Raw genomic sequence first — 18,275 nt, forward strand, 5'->3', positions numbered from 1 at the left:
GAAAAAAAGAAAATGGCAAAAGCAGGAGGAAACGTTATCATTGTAGATAGTGAGTATGAAAGTTGTGCAGCAACAGTAAATTCCGTAATTGCTGAGGTAATAGAATTAGGGCAGAGTTTTTCAAAGGAATTATTGTATTTAACGGAAAACGGATTGCAAGACATGTTAATAGATAATGAAATTATTGATAAGTCTTCAAAAATATGTGCAGCTATGTTGAAATTAGAGGAAGCGGCTAAAGATGTGCCGGATTCTTTGAAAGCATTTTTAAGTGAAGCAGACGCAACAGATGCTTATTTATATTAAGGGGTGGAAAAATGAAAGCGAAAATCATAGTAGTACTTCTGGCATTAGGTTTTGCGAGCCTTTCCGGATGTAAGGATTCTAAAGTAGCAGAACAGAAACAAAATGAAAGTGTAGAAGAAAGTGGCAAGGAGGAAGACGAAGTGCAGGTATATCGAAATCCAACAGAAAAGGAACTGGAAATTTTAGAAGGATGTAATATATCAAGTGATTCTATGAAAAAAATAAAAGAAGAAGGAATGAATCTTTCTACACAGAGTTTTGTAGATACAGCTCAGATTATGCTGGATTATCTGGAAGAAAAGTACGGGGAAGAGTTCAAGGTAGTAGGAGGAGAAATACCGGGAATTATATCAGGAGATTACATGATATTTGCCCAAGCAGTAGAGGGTGAACATAGAGGAGAGCGCTTTGAGGTATATTATCAGGTAGATGATGACGGAAATGTGTATTGTGAAGATGGATATTTTGCCATTTTGAAAAGCGATGAGTTTCAACAGATGATGCAAAAAAAGGCAGATGAAACAGGAGAAGGATGGAAAGTATTTGCCGTGTTAAGTGGAACGTATAATGAGAAATACACGAAGGATACGATATTATCGAATTTAGATCCGTCAACGTTACGAGGCGAAGTACGATGTGCTATGAGTCCTGAGAAAACAGAAGAAGAATATGAAAAACAAACAGAAAAATTGGAACAAGAGAATAGTGATTTAAGTGGAATGGGGAAAGGAATAAGTATTTTATATTGTCAGATACTGAAACAGGAAGAGTATGATAAATTGCAAACATTTGAAGATTTTATAGATATTTTGTTAAGGCATAGTGAAGAAAAACCTTTGTATAGAGGAGAAAAATGGTCATAAAGAGAGGGGAAGAGTATGGAGGAATTATCAAATGAAGAATTATTATTTCTAAGTAATCTAATGCATATAAAAGAGGCTGGAGAATATGAAGAAGATAAATTTGTGTTTAATGATATATGGATAGGTAATAATAAAGGAAAGACAATAGGTGTTTTAATAGGAAATATTGACACTGACAAACTTGCTACTGATTATGCAGACAAAACTTTCGATGGTGAAATTTCCGGTGCCGAATGGGCAGCAATGTTAGAAAAAATTCAAAATGATAAAAATATCTGTGATTTAAAGTTAGTAGACTTAGAACGTGATGATAGAAATGCATTATCCGTATGCTTAGAAGACAAAGATGGAAATCAGTATGTGGTATTTCGCGGTACAGCAGCCGGAGAATGGGTCGATAATTTTCAAGGTGGTTATCTGGCAGACACAGAACAGCAGTTAAGAGCATTGGCATTTGTAGAACGTCAGAGTGGGGAAAATATAACGGTGGTTGGACATTCTAAGGGTGGAAACAAGGCAAAATATGTAGCGATACGTTCCGACAAAGTAGATCGATGCGTTTCCTTTGATGGACAAGGATTTTCCGCAGCGTTTTATGAAAAATATGGTCCACTGATAGATGCGAACAAGCACAAGATAACCTGTTACGCATTGGATTACGATTTTGTAAATATTCTTTTGTCGGATATATATAATGATAAGACTTATGTGGATGGACATGGCGTAGAGGGATTCAACTTTGCGCAGAACCATAGCCCTAATTCATTGTTCAATGAAGAGTTTGGATTTGATGAATGTGAGCAGTCAGATGCAATGGCAAGTTTCCATAATTTCTTTAATTATATCATAAATACAGGAGATCCGGAAGAAGTAGCAGCACTGATGGATTATCTGGGAAACATTGTGAATATGTTGATGGGAAAGAGACCTCCGAAATATGACAAAGGATATTCCGATGAGGAGAAAAGAGCATACATTTTGGATCCGGAGAATGCAGAAGAACTTGGCATGTTTATTGCTTATCTGGCAAAATATGAAAGAAGTGGAAATCATATGACAGATATAGTTGTTGATGTATTGCAGGGACTGGATTTTGGATGGTTTGGAGAGATATTATGTTGGTTGATAGGAAGGTGGATGAAAAACAGCGAGGAAGATGATGAACATCCTATTTTGGACTTTGTTGAGGACAATGGAGCAAGTCTGAGTTGGATTTTGTCAAAATTCGATATTTTGACGGAAGAAGAAGCAGAAACAATTATGACAGCACTTAGAGTGGCAGAAGCGAAAGAAAAGGAAATACCGGAACCGAGCAGTAAGTACTACAAAGAACAGGAAGTATCCTTTATCATACGTGATTTCAGCACAGATATGCGTACGACTTTGATGGAGCAGGTAAAAGAGGTAGAGGATGAGGCATTCTGGGATTTCACAAAATGGGACGTCTGGTACAGGGTAGAAGATTTGTTTGGAAATCTTGACATAGCGCATTATAAGAATAGTATTCAGGAATACCATAGAAAGGTCATAGACATTAATGATACTACAACGGCGCAGATGCAGAACATTTTTGATGCAGTTGATAATTTGGACGATAAGTATGGTGCAATATTTGAGAAAAAGGCAGAAGAATTTGCATCCATTACTCAGGAAGTAAGAAAGATTATGGCATAAAAAGAAGAAGATGAGGCATGATTTTAAAATGTAGGTGGAGGATTAATTATGAGCCAAATCAGTCAGTTAGAAGCAGAAATCCGGGGATGTCAGGAGAACATTCGTAAATTACAGGAAAAAAAGGGACAATTGGAAGAAGCGAAAAGTCAAAATGGTATGATTGCCAATGAAACTAGGGTATATATTAGTAACCGAAGAAGTTATGCAGGTAATATTCATCAATATAACCAGAGAACTACAATATCTAAGATTATCGCAGAAAAAATAGGAGTAAACTATAGTAGGACAGAAGAAGTAAAGCTTCTTAACAATTATGATGAGATTGAAAGGGAACTAAAAAAGGCAATTCAAAAGATGGAAGAAGAGATTGAGGAACAGAATGAATCAATCAGAGTAAAACAGAAAAGGATTGAAGAAATAAGGGAAGAAGAACGAAGAGAGAGGGAAAGAAGAGAACGTGAGCGTAATGAACAGCAAAGCAGGGAAAGAACACGTTAAGCCGGGCATTTGTTAGAAAACAGATTTAGGGGAGAGGTGAGAAAAATGGCGAATGTAGGAAGTCAGGAAATTAATATAAGCAAAGAAGAAATAAACACAAGTATAAGTAGATTAAATAATATCAGTGTAAGACTTGGATGCTGCAAAAATCAGAAGTTTTTCTTAAACGAAAGTATAGGAGAGACAGCAGTGCAGGCAAAAAATATGTATGATGAAGTATTATATGTGATTGGAGCCATGCAGGAATTGGTAGACCAGACGATGTCATTGTTAGAAAATACGATTGCTTCATTTGAAGAGGCAGAGAAAGTGGCAGTCGCACAGTACATAGAAAAAATTTAGTATAAAATTTAGGGACATTTGGGTTGACAATATATGGAAGAAATATTACAATAAATTTTATGTATAAATAATAGTAAATAAGGATAAGGGGAATTAGGGGAATTCATAATCAATGCTTATCATTCGATAGGCAACTAATTCAGTAAAAATCCTAAATACAAAAGTTTAATAAGTTAAAGTTTTAAAGTTCATAGTTAGGTTCAGATTGCCCAAATGGTCAGAAATGTTATGGCATAAATTAGGAATATAAAGTTAAAACTTACTTTATAGATTATTACAAAAAAACAATGACACAAAATAGGAAAGAGTGGAGGAAAAGAAATGAAAAAAAGAATATTTGCATTAGCAACAGCATTAGTAATGACGTTGTCTATGGGAATGACAGCATTTGCAGCAGAGAGTCCGACCGTAACAGGGAGTTTAGCAGGAAAATTTGCAGAATCAGCAACAGCAGTAATCGATGGACAGACAGTAGAGTTAGATTTTGACTATGGACTCTATCCTAAGAATTTAACACAGGCACAGATAGATTCTGTAGACTATTATAAGCCTGAGGAAGTAACGAGAAATGATGAAGAATGGCAGAGATTATTGGAAAAGCAGGATGAGAGAGCACGTGAGTTATTTGAAAAGGTAATGGGATATAAAAACGAAGGAGCTGCTATAAAAGACTGGTTTGGATTGTCATTGCCGGAAGGGTATACGATGCCAGCAGAGGGTGTAGAGGTCACTATTAACGCTCCATATGGAGGGGATGGAAAGTATACGTATCTTATCTTCCATTGTAAGGCAGATGGTACATGGGAGTATATTCCAACCACAGAAGGTAACGGAACTCTTAGTGGAAGATTTACTTCTTTTTCACCGGTATTTATTATTAGAATACCAAAAGAAAATACAACATCTACACCAAGTACAGATACTGTAAAGCAGACAGTGCAGACCCCGGCAACAACTACTCAGAATGCAACATCTACCACAAAGGCACCAAAAACAGGAGAATTTGCAGGAATTTATGTAGCAGGAATGATGGCATTCTTAAGCATGGCAGGAATTGTTGTATATGTAAGAAAAAAGAACGTCAGATTATAGAACAAAAATAAGGCGTTAAAAAAGTTATATAAAGTTAAAACTTACTTTATAGATTATTACAAAAAACAATGACACAAAACAGGAAAGAGTGGAGGAAAACGAAATGAAAAAAAGAATATTTGCATTAGCAACAGCATTAGTAATGACGTTGTCTATGGGAATGACAGCGTTTGCAGCAGAGAGTCCGACTGTAACAAATAGCAATTTAGCAGGAAAGTTTGCAGAATCAGCAACAGCAGTAATCGATGGACAGACAGTAGAGTTAAAATTTGATTATGGGCTTCGTCCTAAGAATTTGACACAGGCACAGATAGATTCTGTAAATTATTATATGCCCATGGAACGAACGAGTAACGATGAAGAATGGCAGAGATTACAGGAAAAGCAGGACGAGAGAACACGCGAGTTGTTTGAAAAGGTAATGGGATATAGAAATGAATCTGTTGATATGAATGATTGGTTTGGTTTATCATTACCGGAAGGTTATACGATGCCGGCAGAGGGAGTAGAGGTTACCATTGATGCGCCATATGCAGGAAAAGGAGATTACACATATTACATTTTCCATTGTAAGGCAGATGGTACATGGGAGTATATACCAACAACGGAAGGTGATGGAACCCTTAGTGGAAGATTTACTTCTTTTTCACCGGTATTTATTCTTAGAATACCAAAGGAGAATACAACATCTACACCAAGTACAGATACTGCAAAACAGACAGTGCAGACCCCGGCAACAACTACTCAGAATGCAACATCTACCACAAAGGCACCAAAAACAGGAGAATTTGCAGGAATTTATGTGGCAGGAATGACGGCAGTTTTAAGCGCGGCAGGAATTGTTGCATATGTAAGAAAAAAGAACGTCAGATTATAGAACAGAAATAAGGCGTTAAAAAAGTTATATAAAGTTAAAACTTACTTTATAGATTATTACAAAAAAGCAATGACACAAAATAGGAAAGAGTGGAGGAAAAGAAATGAAAAAAAGAATATTTGCATTAGCAACAGCATTAGTAATGACGTTGTCTATGGGAATGACAGCGTTTGCAGCAGAGAGTCCGACAGTAACAAACAGTTTAGCAGGTAAATTTGCAGAATCAGCAACAGCCGTAATTGATGGACAGACAGTAGAGTTGGATTTTGATTGGGGACTTAGACCAGAAAATTTAACAGAAGCACAAGTCGAACAAGTTGAATATTATATCCCTAATGAGGTACTCTTGGAGGGAGATGAGGAAGCAGAGAGAAGACTTGACGAGAAACGAATAGAAAGAACAAGAGAATTATTCGAAAAAGTAATGGGATATAGAGTTGAAAATGTTGCAAGAAAAGATTTCTTTGGTTTAGCTTTACCGGAAGGTTATACGATGCCGGCAGAAGGAGTAGATGTTACAATTGATGCGCCATATGCAGGAAAGGGAGATTATACTTATCTTATTTTCCATTGTAAAGCAGATGGAACATGGGAATATATTCCGACTACAGAAGGTGATGGAACTCTTAGTGGAAGATTCACATCATTTTCACCGGTGTTTATCATGGCAATACCAAAGACAAATAGTACAACTACAACAAATGAAAGCACACCAGTAAAAACTGGAACAGCAGCAACAGCAACAACATCTACTGCAACAGCACCAAAAACAGGAGAATTTGCAGGAATTTATGTGGCAGGTATGCTGGCGTTCTTAAGCGTAACAGGAATTGTTGTATATACAAAGAAAAATAAGATAATGATGTAACACAGATAAAAGAGAATATTTAGTAAGAAAAAAGCTGCATATCTTGAAAAAGGAAGATATGCAGCTAAATTAAAAAAAGGAATATGTAGGGTAGACAATTTAAATTAACATCATAAAAGAAATTTATTGAAGTGAAAGGGAGAGAAAAATGCGAGAGATATTTAATAAAAAAACTCGTAAGAAGGGAAAAAGAATAGTAGCAGGAGTAATTGCAGCCGTTTTAGCTGTTATGATGGCGATTCCAATGCGAATTCCTGTGATAAAAGCAAATGCGGAAGAACCTGAGAATTCCATTGAAATTATAAGTGGAAATTTAAATAGTGCAAAATATACATACTGGATAGAAGATCCAAATGTAGCGGGGGGGAAAGCGCCAAAAGAAAAAACAACATACTTTGACAGTACGACTACAAGATATGATTTCGAAAGAAGAAATGTATCAAAAATAAAAATTCAGTATGAAGTAAGAGATGGATATTGTTTGAAAGCAGTAAAACAAAATGGTTTACTTTTACAAGAAAACCAATATGAAATAGGTGACGATGAAAAATTTACCTATGATGCAGGAAATGAAAACAACATCGGCACAATCAAAATCATCTGCATCCCGAAAGAACTTAAAGTAAGCGAACTAAAAGTAGCCCGTGAACAGGATTCTTCAAGACTATACAATAATAACGTAGTTTTATCTTGGAAAAATCCTCAAATACCATCTGGAAGCGAATATGCTTTAAATGATTATCGTTTAATCATTCAAAAAGAAGTAAATGGAAATAAAACTACAATTTATAATGGTAGTTATTTAGACAAATGTAATGAAACGAATGGCACTTTCGTAGATTGCGAAGCAGGTGCACATTCTACCAATGCGACATATACCGTTTCCGTTGTTGCTAATAAGGCATATGAACAGGATAATACATTTACAGGTGTGGGAAGCAGTATAGACTGGAAAGCACATTATGATGTAGAGTTAGTAGTAAATGGAGATGGAAAAGTAAAAATTGGTGATACAGAATATGCAAATTCTGTGGAACCATATATTTTATATAATATTCTTGAAGCAGAAAATAATGAAACAAATTTAAACATGACAATAACACCGGGAGAAAACCAGGGTGTAAAATCCTTGTTGGTGAATGGAACGGAAGAAAAGCTGGAAATAGAAAATAATACATATAATATGCTTGTAAAGCAAAATGGAAGAGTAGAAATTACTTTCGCAGAACTTACAGCAGCTCCATCCATCACAACCTCCGGTGATAAATATACACAGATTGCAGATAATGGAGAAGTACAGGTTACTTCCGCAGAAAATGTAGACGAGACCCGTTATGGATATGAAGCACTGGGAACACCTCAGGAACAGCCAAGATGGAAAAATGTAGAAAATGATTTTTCTAAGAAATTTGATGGTGCTTCTCAGACCGACAAGATTTCAGCAAATGATTTGTTTGGAACAGAAAATTATGCTATTTTGCGTGCATTTTCAGGTAAAGAAGGAAAGGCAGACAGTAACGTAGCAGAACAGTATTATGTTCGTACACCGGAGATGCCGGCAACTACCGGTGTGTCATTAGACGGATATACTTTAGGCCAGTGGACAGCATCAGACGTAACACTTAACTATAAGAATACATCAGCACGAAAGTATGCCGGATTAGAGTTAGGATATTTAGATGATCAGGGTAATATAACCTGGCAGGAAATGGGGAAAACAGATAATAATTATGGGTTCACGTTGAGTGATACTAAGGAATACAAAGTATACTTGCGATTTAAGATTGAAGATCCAAACAACAGAGAACCATTTATTTATGGAGAACCATTTGAATTAACAGATAGCGTCAAAATCGATAAAGAACAGCCTGGGCTTACAGTATCAGGATACACAAGCGGAACATGGGTGAATGAGGATGTAACACTGACACTGGAAAACAACAATCCACAGCAGATTTCTGGAACGAGTTATCAGTATGCCGTTTCTGAGAATCAGGTTGATGTAACAAGTGATACTCTGAACTGGCAGGATTGTATTTCTGGCAATGAAGTCAATATTTCCTGTGAAGATGGAAAAGTGCTGAAAGAGTATGTATATATGAAAGCAGTCAGCGGAGCAGGGGTAGAATCACAAGTATGTGTATGTGAAGTAAAAATCGATAAAGAAAATCCGGATACACCGGAAGTAGTTGCAGATCCGATAGACGGAGATAATGGTTGGTATAAGACTTTACCGGAAATCAGGGTAGAGGAAGTAGCAAGAGACGCCGGAAGTGAGATTTCCACTTACTATAAACTGTATGACATCCATCAGCCGGAAAGCAGCATAGTGGAAATGAATTTGGTTGAAAACGGCCAGCCCAAGATTACCCAGGATGGTTCTTATATTTTGGAGTATTATGCAAAGGATGAAGCAGGAAATATCAGTGAAGTAGGAAAACTGCAATTGGATGTAGATACAGGAGCACCAAATAGTCCTTCCATAGAATTCAGAACCGAAAATGATTCTGTGCTGGCACATATCATTAACTTTATCACCTTTGGATATTTCTGTAATGAAAGAGTCGTTGCAGTAATAGAAAGTACTGACAGTCTGTCTCAGGTGAAAGAATATGGTGTATGGTATACCCAGGATGGAGAAGAGGGAGAAGTAAGCATCCTTGAGGGAACGACAGTGGAAGTAGAACTGCCGGAGAATTTCAAAGGAACAGTGTCTGCTTATGCAGTGGACTATGCAGGAAATCAATCAGGTGTCAGTGTATCAGATGGTATTGTTTATGAAAGTACACAGGCAGAGATTACCATTACCACAGATGTGGATAATAGCAAGTGGCAGAATAAAGATGTAAGTTTTCATGTTATTACACAGGACAAACAGTCCGGTCTACAGAAGGTAGAATATATTTTGAACGGAAAGACCGTATATGAGAATGATTTTACAGATGGTAGCCATAATGATGTGGTATATATGGATCAGCAGGCGATTCAGGCAACAGAAGAAGCTGTAACCAGTGCAGGATATACGTTGCTGGTAAAGGTTACCGATAATGCAGGAAACAAATCAGAGAAATCAGCAGTAGTATATCTGGATAAAACGGCACCGGTAATTGGATTTAGTGGTGTTGAGAATGGCGCTTATTCTAATAATACCGAGACTTTGAATGTCAAAGTAGATGAGCAGATTTACGATTTGAATCATGTAACGGTATCAGCAACCAGAACAATAGATGGAGTTACCACTCCATACGATATGGAAGGATTTGTTTCTGATAGTGTGAATGCTAAGAAGAGTTATGCTTTTTCAGAAGATGGTAACTATGTAGTAACAGTAAATGCAGTGGATGCAGCAGGAAATACAGCAGCTCCAAAGCAGATATCATTTACCATAGATAAGACCGCACCAAAAATAGAAATTAACGGACCACAGAATGATTCCTATCATGCGTCAGATGTTCCGATAGAAGTAAAGGTAGAGGAATCTTTCTTTGATACAGATACAGTATCCATCAGTGTGACAAAGACTCTGGATGGTCAAACAGGAAATGTAGACTTTGGAAACTGGAGCAATCAGAGTAAAAATAGTACCTTGTCAAGAAACTTCAGTGAAGATGGAACATATCAGATTGAAGTACAGGCAAAAGATGCCGCAGGAAATGAGGCAGTAGCACAACAACTGACTTTTACAGTAGATAAGACCGCACCGGAAGTAAATATCAATGGTGCAGCAGATTATCTGATTACAGGTAATAATATTACATTATCCTATGATGTAGTGGAATCTTATTTTGATACTGACAATGTAACCATTCAGATGCAGAAAGAAGATGCTGCAGGAAACGTGACGGATGTGAATGTGGGAAGCTGGGTAAACAGTGGAAAGGAATCCACTCTGACTTATGTGGTGAAAGAGGAAGGAATCTATACATCTGTTATTACAGCGGTAGATAAGGCAGGAAACGAATCCACAGCAAGAAAAACTGTAACCGTAGATACTTCTGATCCGATTATTAAGCATGTAGACGAAATGAATGGAAAGTATTATCAGGTCTTCAAGTTGCCGTATGAATTAAGTGAGATGGTAAGAGACCTGACCGTTCCAAACGTTAGTATGTATTTGAACAGTGATGAGTACGATGGTGCATCAGAGATAACAGATGAAGGAAAATATGTATTTAAAATGGATGTTTCCGACGAAGTAGGACACAAGGCAGTAGCACAGGCAGAATTTATTGTAGATAATACAGAACCTAAGATTATTTTTAGCGGTATCGAAGACGGAGCAAAGTATGACAAAGAAGTGGAATGGAGTATTTCTCTGAAAGATGCCAAAGACGTAATGAAAGAAATCACAGTTGATGGAGAAAAGCAGGAGTTTGATACAGAGAAGAACATCTGTCAGGGAACACTGAAAAGTAAAGGAACACACACCGTTCAGGTAAAGGCAGAGGACTTAGCAGGAAATATTACTGAAAAATCAATCAACGTAACCATTACAGAGGGAACAGTACTTGAGACTTGGAGTGATAATAAACCGCTCGTAGTAGGTGGAATTGTAGCAGTAGCAGGAGTTACGGGAGTAGGTGCTGCTTATGCAACCGGAATCGTAGGAAAAGGAGCCGGAAAGGGTCTCTTTAAGAAAAAAGGAATGAAGAAGTAGTAAAATGTACAGAACATTCGAGGAAAGGAGAAGCATGATGGTTGAGAAAATGGAATACTTACCACTAGGGAGCATTGTAGTTGTCAGTGGCGGAGTCAAGAAGTATGTCATTGTGGCAAGAGGGCTTCAGGTAAAGATAAATGGTGAAAATAAATTTTTCGATTATGGAGCCTGTATGTATCCGGAAGGAATGGTAGGAGACCAGTTAATGTATTTTCAACACTCCAATATCAGCAAAGTAGTATTTAAAGGCTTTTCAGATGAAGATGACGAAATGATGATTCAAAATATTCAGGAAGCCATGGAGAACCTTGAAATAGAACATGCAGATGTAAGGCAGTTGAAGCAGAGTATGAGGAATTAATATGGCAAAGGATTATGATGAGGAAGAATATAGAAGGTTAAAATCCAAGAAGCGGAACAATGAGGAACAGCAGGAAGACTGTCAGGCAGAAATAGACAGTCTGGATGACCAGATTTCGCGGCTCCGTGCGGTATACAATACCATTGACGGAGCCAAGGAATCCATGGAAGATATTAAGATGGTACACAGTAATATGCCCATGTTTTATGAAAGTTTGTGGAAGGGTGGCAAGGCACAGTATTTTTATGATATGTGTGAAAGCGGAGAGTTAAATGCCAATTATACCGGATATATCAAAAATCTGGATGCGGCAGAAGATGCCATCAACTGGGAGATTAATAAATTAGAAGAGAAGAAGAATGAAAAATATGGAATTCTTTCAGGATTAATGAATGCATGGGATGATTTGTGTACCAGAATCCGTAATTTTTTCAATTAGAGAAAGGGTCAGTGTATAAAGATGGAAATAAAATTAGATTCCTTATATGTGGGTATGGATGTTGCAGTAATGCGGGCGAATGCAGCGGCACTGACAATGGAGGGACTTACAACAGAAATCAGTGGACAGTCGGAAGCGCTGGAGAAATTTGTAAGTGTATACGGTGAGCTTTCAAAAACTCTGTCTGAATATCTTGCAGTTCTTGAAAATGATATGCAAAGTGTGTCAGAGGCTCTTGATACTATAGTTCGAAATGATAATGAACAGTGTCAGAGCATAGGAACAATGGGACGATATTCGATGACACGTTAGAAGTAAAGTGAAGGAGAGATTATGAACGGATTTGTAATAAAATACAATGACATATATAATCTGTTATGGGAGTATAAGTCAAAGTTGGAGAATTTAATGGAAAGAATAGATGTATGCCAGGAGAGCATAAATCGTTTTATTGGAGATTCGGGATTTCAGGGAAAAGCAGCAACAGCGATTAAAAGCTATATGAATGATGTACATCTTACAATGCTTTCTAGTTTTAGGGTGACAATTCAGAGTTTACTTGATAATATAGTATTGTACAAGGCCGGATATTATGGAATCGATGATTCAACAAATTTTGTAATTCCAGAGGAAACAATCAAAGAGTTCAGGACGAAACTGAATACCAACTATATGGAGATGCAGGAGCAGGAAGACGGAGTGTACCGGGCGGTTTCAGGTATCTCCGATATCTCTTCTGTAGGACAGCCGGATACAAATCAGGTTCCCAAAATACACCAACAGTTGGATCAGGAACTGTTAAATCTTATCACGGATATCGAAACGCAGGAGAGCAGTACTGTGACAGCACTGGAACAGTCCACAGAACTTCTGATTACAAGTCTTAATAACTGTATCGGGAAGATTGGAACCAATTGGACTGATATCAATAGCTATGAGGGTAACAGCTTTTACACAGATGTAGATGCGTATGTGCTGGCAAATTTAAGCCAGATGTTCTATCAACAGCATGAAGCTAATCAGGAAGTGTATGATGAGATATGGGAAGTTGAACAGAGCCTGAAAGATGCGGCAGAAGAAAGAGAGACCATGGGAATCTGGAAGACTATTGGAGGTGCTGCCCTTGTTATAACCGGTGTGTTCTGTATTGCGGCGTCAGGAGGTGCAGCAACACCGGTAGTAGTGGCAGGTTGGACGAGTGGAGGTGTGACCGTTGCGTTTGGTGTGTGCGATTCTATAGAAGGTGCACAGGATATCTACTATGGAAGTATGGGAGATATTGACAGTACAGCATTCAATTGTCTGAAAGATGTGGTGTTCCAGGGAAATGAAGATGCCTATTATATGGTGGAGAACATTTTTGCATGTTCAGCTTCGGCGTGTATTCCAATCAGTAGGGCATCCCAAGTGGGCCAATTGACCTTCCGTTCGGGAAGCGTAATCGCAGCAAAAGAAGTAATGTCTACTGTGATAGGAGATAAAACCTCAGAATTAACGATGGATTTGACGGGAAACCGGACACTGAGTATGTTAGCAGGTATGGTGTCAAGTAATGCAAGTGCACATGGATTGAATGGGCTGGATGCACGGTTCAATTGGTCGGGGTATACTTACCAATCACTTTTGGGACCGATGTCACCGGAAGATGCAAAAGCATACGAGCACTTTATGAAAAATGGAAGTGAAGCAGGGCTTACCGAGATTGAACTAAACGCATTACAGAAAGTAGATGGCCAGATAGCGCTGAATAAAATAGATATTGATGAATGGCTGAAGTTCAAAAAAAGTGAGAGTGGTAGTAATTCTACAGTAGTTAGTAAGCTAACATCAGCAGATGTAAAGGCTGCAATTGAAAAGAACGGAATGTCTGTTGAAGACTTTTCAAAATTACTTGACCCTAATAGAATGTTGACTCCAGATGAATTGAAATTTGTAGATAGAGTAAGAGCTGATATAGGATTGCCAGAGGTTGGTACAGTGATGAACAAAACAATACCTCAAAGTGATATATATAATTACTTATATAATGAGAATTATAGTGGTGTCAGAGGTTTTGTTTCGGTTGATGAACATTCTAATACCCTAAAGACATTAGCTGATGTATTTGAAGGGAATAGGTTGGATTATAACAATACTGCATTTAAAACAGGAAGTGGAGTTGATGGAATTTCAAAATCAGTAGGTAATGCCGATACAGTATATGGAAAAATAACATATGTGTTAGATGATGCAGATGGTATTAAAGTTCCAGAGGATTTTCCAATAGAGGCAAACGCTCCTTATACAGGACGTGGATTTACAGGTAGTAAGAATATTGTCTTGCCAGAGCTTGTACAAGATACGCGACCGTTTGTAGATGGAGATATTCTGGGTATATATGATGCTAAAACAGGAGCGCTAACGCAACAATTTGTATACGATTCAGATTTAGGTTGGTTATTAAGATGAGTTGAGGAGATTTAAGTATGAGTGATATGTATTGTGAGTATAGTGGCTTAAAATACAAAATTAAAAAGAGAAATTGTGAATACATAATTACATCAAAAGTAAGAAAGGAGGGCTTTACTAATTATATTGATGTACTGGGAAATGAACATTCTGAGTTATATATGAAAATTGTTAAAGCAAATGAGGTAGATGTAATATACAGTGAAGATGTATTTATAAAATATAAAGATAAATACTTTCAATTATTTGCAGATAAAATATCTAGAAATGCCGTGCTCGATGATTCGTATATGATATGGACTAATTCAGAACAATTGGCAGAGGAATATATTTTTGAAAAGAAAGAGCAATTTGTATTTATTAAGTATATAACAAGAAAAGAAATTGAGGCTGTAAAAATAGTGAAAACTCCAGTATTGGATTTTAAAGATATTGAGCAATCAGAAGAGATTCTAGAGGGAGATGTTTTGGATAGTTGGCTTTCTGAATTAATTTGATTTTATGCATCCACATAATTTAGTCAGTGTATTAGCGGTATTCAAGACCTTAAAAAGTCATGAAATACCGCTGATTTTTTATCTGCCTCTATAAGTCAGCCAATTGCATGAGCAGTGAAAAACAACGCTGCATAGCCATACGGAAAACAACTGCGGTATAAGCCTCATCCTGTGCATGAATGGAAGTACAGCTGTTATGGGACTTTTATTTAATAAAGGGATAATTAAAGACAGAAAAAGCATTAAAGAATCAAATGAGACAATAGAACTACGTAAGAAATTCAAATCTGAAGACAGAGAAGAACGTAAAAGAATTCTTGAAAGATTTGAAAAAGGAGAATTAGTAAAATAAGTATTGCTGGTATAACAATAGGAGAAAATATGAGTGATATTATGCTCTCGAGTACCTAATAAACTAAATCCATGCATTTTTATTAATTAACCATCATGGCTGTTGCGAAGCAATTAAGAATCCATGATGTTAATTAATAGACACTAGAGAAATTTTGCCAAGCCCCGTATACGAACGAACATTGCAAAATGAATATGCTGATGTAGCGCACTCTTAGTAACAGAATGTTGTGAAAGAGTGCGTTTTTCTGCGTAAGAAGTGCTGTAAAATGCCTTGACTTTCCACTACACCACTGTTATAATAATAAACTGCTAAACAACATCAGCCATCAAAACCAGGGGTTGTACTGGTTTCGACGGGGGTTGTGAAGCTATGGAAGCCATTGGCGGGCTCGACCGCCTCATCAACGGAAACACTAAATATAAACGCTGAAGATAATTTAGCATACGCTGCCTAGTTGCAGCAGTCGGCCTTAGACCACCCACAGTTTAAGATCCCGGCTTCGACCATGTGGGAAACGACTTATGCAAAGCTTTGCGCATATGGGCGTATCATGAAGCTACTGAAACTGTAAGCCTGTTATCCGGCGTGCAGTAGAGGGAATGTAAAAAGAATAACTGTAATGGGAGACGCCATAGTGGATTGACTTTCGGACAGGGGTTCGATTCCCCTCAGCTCCACTATTGATAGAGTTCAGCAATCGTGCTGAACTTTTTCTGTATTATATGGCAAAATTTGCCAATCAAATTCTATTTTTATTTTCATAGAAATATATCAATTTATTTTGTTTTATTTAGAAAGAAAAGAGAAAAAAGTGAAATTTTTTAGCAGATATGGTATAATATTGCGAAGGGTTTGATTCCCTGTAAATATATTAGCAAGAAGAAAAAATGGAGTATAAACTATGGAGAAGACATTAAAAAAACATATGATGAAAAGTTTTTATAAAATAGAAAGTAGTCATTTACTGTCTATGATTAGAAGAGGACTTACCATGTTGGTTCCAATTCTAGTAATAGGGACAATGACACATGCAATTTTGTATTTTCCCAATGAAAGTTTTCGATATCTGATTGAAGAAAGAGTTCCGATGATTTCACAGTTTTTAGAAATTATTTATCAGGGAACATTTGGAATGTTTTCTATGTGTCTTGTGATTTCTTTGAGTATTAGTTATGCAATGGAAAAAGGCGAAGAAATTGATAAGATGTTTTTTTATGCGATAGTAGCAGTCGCTAGCTTTGGAACACAACTTGGGATGGTCGATGGAGAAATACAGACGGACATTTTGGGGAATACAGGTTGTTTTATGGCTATGATTGTAGGGCTATTGTCTTGTGCCATGTTTCATAGGTTGAGAAAGATAGAGGGGATTTCGCTTCGGAAATACACGGTAGGAATGGAGGCAATTCCGGCAAACGCTATCCAGAGTATTTTACCGGCAACTATTACAGTTGGAAGTTTTGCTTTAATTCAGTATGCAGTGACAGCAATATCAGGTGAGAAGAATCTATATACTCTGCTGACAGGATTTGCATATCGTGGATTTGAAGGAATAGGAAATGGTTTTTTATCTGCATTGTTATATACTGTGTTGGTACATGTTTTGTGGATACTTGGATTCCATGGAAGCCATATGATGGAAACAGTAGCAATCGATAATTTCTCGGCAGTTGGTGAAAATATCATTTTCAGCAAGAGCTTTTTCGATACCTTTGTTGTAATGGGCGGATGTGGAACGACTATTTGCGCTTTGATTGGAATTTTTCTTGTTGCGCGGAAAACGAGAATGCGCAATATTGGAAAACTGGCATTGCCAACTATAATATTTAATTCAAATGATATTTTGAATTTCGGAATTCCTATTATATTAAATCCGGTTCTGGCAATTCCATTTGTATGTGTACCAATTATGGCGTTGGTAGTATCTTATGGAGCTGTTGCACTTGGACTGGTTCCTTGTGTTACTCATGAGATTACTTGGACAATGCCAATTCTGTTCAGTGGCTATATGGCGACAGATTCAGTTGCAGGAAGTATACTACAATTAGTAATTGTAATAGTTGGACTTGCAATGTATATTCCATTTTTGAAAATGTATGAAAAAATATACGATTTGAAAATGGAAGAAAAGATGCAAAATCTTATAAGAGGACTTCAGGAATGTGAGGAAAAGGGGCAGAAGCCGGATTTTCTTCAGCGTATTGACGATTCCGGTATGGTAGCACGAACCTTGCTTCAGGAATTAAAAGCAGATTTGAAAAATAAAAAATTATATTTGATGTATCAGCCACAAGTGAATCGTGAAGGAAAATATATTGGTGGAGAAGCGTTGATTCGCTGGCAGCATCCGGAGTATGGATTTATTTATCCACCACTTATTATCTATTTGGCAACAGAGGGTGGAATCCTTCCGGAACTGGAGCGTGAATTGGTGGATATGGCAGTGAAGGCAATTCAACAGATTTCCGAAAAATGTGAAGAGGATTTTAAAATATCCATAAATATTACGGCGCATTCATTGAATTGGGAGCTGGAAGAGTGTATAAAAGAAAAATTGGAGGAATGTCATGTACCGGCGGAAAAATTGTGGTTAGAGATTACAGAACAGGATGTATTAACCAATTCAGAAATAGTAACCAGAAAAATCCATCAGTTAAAAGAGGCGGGACATAGGTTACTCATTGATGATTTTGGAATGGGTCATACCTCTTTGATTTATTTGCAATCTGACAACTTTGATGTAGTGAAACTGGATGGTTCATTGGTGCGTCAAATTGTGGAAAACGAGACGAATCAAAAGATTATAGCGTCTATTGTAGAATTGGGTAGAAAGCTTAGAATAAACGTAATTGCAGAGTTTGTGGAAAACGAAGAGCAGAAGCAGAAATTAGAAGAACTTGGATGCTACTGTTATCAGGGATACTTGTATGGAAAGCCAATGCTTTTGGAGGAGTTTATCGAAAATTTATGTGAGAATCATGCGAGAAAATAAGCG

Annotated in this window: 16 protein-coding genes and 1 other RNA gene; all 17 read left to right on the plus strand. The window is 37.1% G+C overall.

All coding sequences use genetic code 11. The features are described 5' to 3' along the window. Positions 1–12 precede the first annotated feature (12 nt). The gene (locus BIV20_RS04805; RefSeq protein WP_075718608.1) at positions 13–306 is read left to right on the plus strand and encodes a hypothetical protein; all 294 of its coding nucleotides are present in this window, start codon (positions 13–15) and stop codon (positions 304–306) included. An 11-nt stretch (positions 307–317) separates the two neighbouring features. Beyond that, positions 318–1,169, plus strand: a complete 852-nt coding sequence (locus BIV20_RS04810) for a hypothetical protein (protein WP_075718610.1) — start codon at positions 318–320, stop codon at positions 1,167–1,169. Between the two features lie 15 nt (positions 1,170–1,184). After that, positions 1,185–2,843: an Mbeg1-like protein gene (locus BIV20_RS04815; protein WP_075718612.1), complete on the plus strand. Its 1,659-nt coding sequence runs from the start codon at positions 1,185–1,187 to the stop codon at positions 2,841–2,843. Between the two features lie 48 nt (positions 2,844–2,891). Continuing rightward, positions 2,892–3,341, plus strand: a complete 450-nt coding sequence (locus tag BIV20_RS04820) for a hypothetical protein (protein ID WP_075718614.1) — start codon at positions 2,892–2,894, stop codon at positions 3,339–3,341. Between the two features lie 45 nt (positions 3,342–3,386). Beyond that, the gene (locus BIV20_RS04825; RefSeq protein WP_075718616.1) at positions 3,387–3,683 is read left to right on the plus strand and encodes a hypothetical protein; all 297 of its coding nucleotides are present in this window, start codon (positions 3,387–3,389) and stop codon (positions 3,681–3,683) included. A gap of 321 nt (positions 3,684–4,004) precedes the next feature. Next, complete coding sequence (locus BIV20_RS04830; RefSeq protein ID WP_075718618.1) at positions 4,005–4,775, plus strand: hypothetical protein; 771 nt, start codon at positions 4,005–4,007, stop codon at positions 4,773–4,775. 103 nt (positions 4,776–4,878) lie between these two features. Beyond that, positions 4,879–5,652, plus strand: a complete 774-nt coding sequence (locus BIV20_RS04835; RefSeq protein WP_075718620.1) for a hypothetical protein — start codon at positions 4,879–4,881, stop codon at positions 5,650–5,652. Positions 5,653–5,755: 103 nt separating this feature from the next. Then, complete coding sequence (locus BIV20_RS04840; protein ID WP_075718622.1) at positions 5,756–6,520, plus strand: hypothetical protein; 765 nt, start codon at positions 5,756–5,758, stop codon at positions 6,518–6,520. 148 nt (positions 6,521–6,668) lie between these two features. Beyond that, positions 6,669–11,177 (plus strand): Ig-like domain-containing protein, encoded by a 4,509-nt coding sequence (locus BIV20_RS04845; RefSeq protein WP_075718624.1) that lies wholly within the window; start codon positions 6,669–6,671, stop codon positions 11,175–11,177. Positions 11,178–11,211: 34 nt separating this feature from the next. Next, positions 11,212–11,541 (plus strand): DUF4176 domain-containing protein, encoded by a 330-nt coding sequence (locus tag BIV20_RS04850; RefSeq protein WP_242939780.1) that lies wholly within the window; start codon positions 11,212–11,214, stop codon positions 11,539–11,541. Between the two features lies 1 nt (position 11,542). Then, the gene (locus BIV20_RS04855) at positions 11,543–11,980 is read left to right on the plus strand and encodes a YwqH-like family protein (RefSeq protein ID WP_075718628.1); all 438 of its coding nucleotides are present in this window, start codon (positions 11,543–11,545) and stop codon (positions 11,978–11,980) included. Between the two features lie 21 nt (positions 11,981–12,001). Further along, entirely contained in the window at positions 12,002–12,292 is a 291-nt protein-coding gene (locus tag BIV20_RS04860; RefSeq protein WP_075718630.1) for a hypothetical protein, read from the plus strand. A gap of 21 nt (positions 12,293–12,313) precedes the next feature. Beyond that, entirely contained in the window at positions 12,314–14,428 is a 2,115-nt protein-coding gene (locus BIV20_RS04865; RefSeq protein WP_083655093.1) for a T7SS effector LXG polymorphic toxin, read from the plus strand. A 17-nt stretch (positions 14,429–14,445) separates the two neighbouring features. Next, positions 14,446–14,925: a hypothetical protein gene (locus tag BIV20_RS04870; RefSeq protein WP_242939781.1), complete on the plus strand. Its 480-nt coding sequence runs from the start codon at positions 14,446–14,448 to the stop codon at positions 14,923–14,925. Between the two features lie 196 nt (positions 14,926–15,121). Continuing rightward, positions 15,122–15,277 carry a hypothetical protein gene (locus tag BIV20_RS04875; protein WP_158024907.1) on the plus strand — a complete coding sequence of 52 codons (156 nt, stop codon included), beginning with the start codon at positions 15,122–15,124 and terminating at the stop codon, positions 15,275–15,277. 337 nt (positions 15,278–15,614) lie between these two features. Then, positions 15,615–15,960: a transfer-messenger RNA gene (ssrA, locus tag BIV20_RS04880) on the plus strand. A gap of 221 nt (positions 15,961–16,181) precedes the next feature. Then, positions 16,182–18,272 carry a PTS sugar transporter subunit IIC/EAL domain-containing protein gene (locus BIV20_RS04885; RefSeq protein WP_075718632.1) on the plus strand — a complete coding sequence of 697 codons (2,091 nt, stop codon included), beginning with the start codon at positions 16,182–16,184 and terminating at the stop codon, positions 18,270–18,272. Positions 18,273–18,275 lie beyond the last annotated feature (3 nt).

This window comes from Roseburia sp. 499 (assembly GCF_001940225.2).
GTDB lineage: Bacteria > Bacillota > Clostridia > Lachnospirales > Lachnospiraceae > Petralouisia.

Excerpts from the sequence above, each read along its gene's own strand:
- BIV20_RS04805 (WP_075718608.1), top strand. The coding sequence starts at position 13 with ATGGCAAAAGCAGGAGGAAACGTTATCATTGTAGATAGTGAGTATGAA.
- BIV20_RS04810 (WP_075718610.1), top strand. The coding sequence starts at position 318 with ATGAAAGCGAAAATCATAGTAGTACTTCTGGCATTAGGTTTTGCGAGC.
- BIV20_RS04815 (WP_075718612.1), top strand. The coding sequence starts at position 1,185 with ATGGAGGAATTATCAAATGAAGAATTATTATTTCTAAGTAATCTAATG.
- BIV20_RS04820 (WP_075718614.1), top strand. The coding sequence starts at position 2,892 with ATGAGCCAAATCAGTCAGTTAGAAGCAGAAATCCGGGGATGTCAGGAG.
- BIV20_RS04825 (WP_075718616.1), top strand. The coding sequence starts at position 3,387 with ATGGCGAATGTAGGAAGTCAGGAAATTAATATAAGCAAAGAAGAAATA.
- BIV20_RS04830 (WP_075718618.1), top strand. The coding sequence starts at position 4,005 with ATGAAAAAAAGAATATTTGCATTAGCAACAGCATTAGTAATGACGTTG.
- BIV20_RS04835 (WP_075718620.1), top strand. The coding sequence starts at position 4,879 with ATGAAAAAAAGAATATTTGCATTAGCAACAGCATTAGTAATGACGTTG.
- BIV20_RS04840 (WP_075718622.1), top strand. The coding sequence starts at position 5,756 with ATGAAAAAAAGAATATTTGCATTAGCAACAGCATTAGTAATGACGTTG.
- BIV20_RS04845 (WP_075718624.1), top strand. The coding sequence starts at position 6,669 with ATGCGAGAGATATTTAATAAAAAAACTCGTAAGAAGGGAAAAAGAATA.
- BIV20_RS04850 (WP_242939780.1), top strand. The coding sequence starts at position 11,212 with ATGATGGTTGAGAAAATGGAATACTTACCACTAGGGAGCATTGTAGTT.
- BIV20_RS04855 (WP_075718628.1), top strand. The coding sequence starts at position 11,543 with ATGGCAAAGGATTATGATGAGGAAGAATATAGAAGGTTAAAATCCAAG.
- BIV20_RS04860 (WP_075718630.1), top strand. The coding sequence starts at position 12,002 with ATGGAAATAAAATTAGATTCCTTATATGTGGGTATGGATGTTGCAGTA.
- BIV20_RS04865 (WP_083655093.1), top strand. The coding sequence starts at position 12,314 with ATGAACGGATTTGTAATAAAATACAATGACATATATAATCTGTTATGG.
- BIV20_RS04870 (WP_242939781.1), top strand. The coding sequence starts at position 14,446 with ATGAGTGATATGTATTGTGAGTATAGTGGCTTAAAATACAAAATTAAA.
- BIV20_RS04875 (WP_158024907.1), top strand. The coding sequence starts at position 15,122 with ATGGGACTTTTATTTAATAAAGGGATAATTAAAGACAGAAAAAGCATT.
- BIV20_RS04885 (WP_075718632.1), top strand. The coding sequence starts at position 16,182 with ATGGAGAAGACATTAAAAAAACATATGATGAAAAGTTTTTATAAAATA.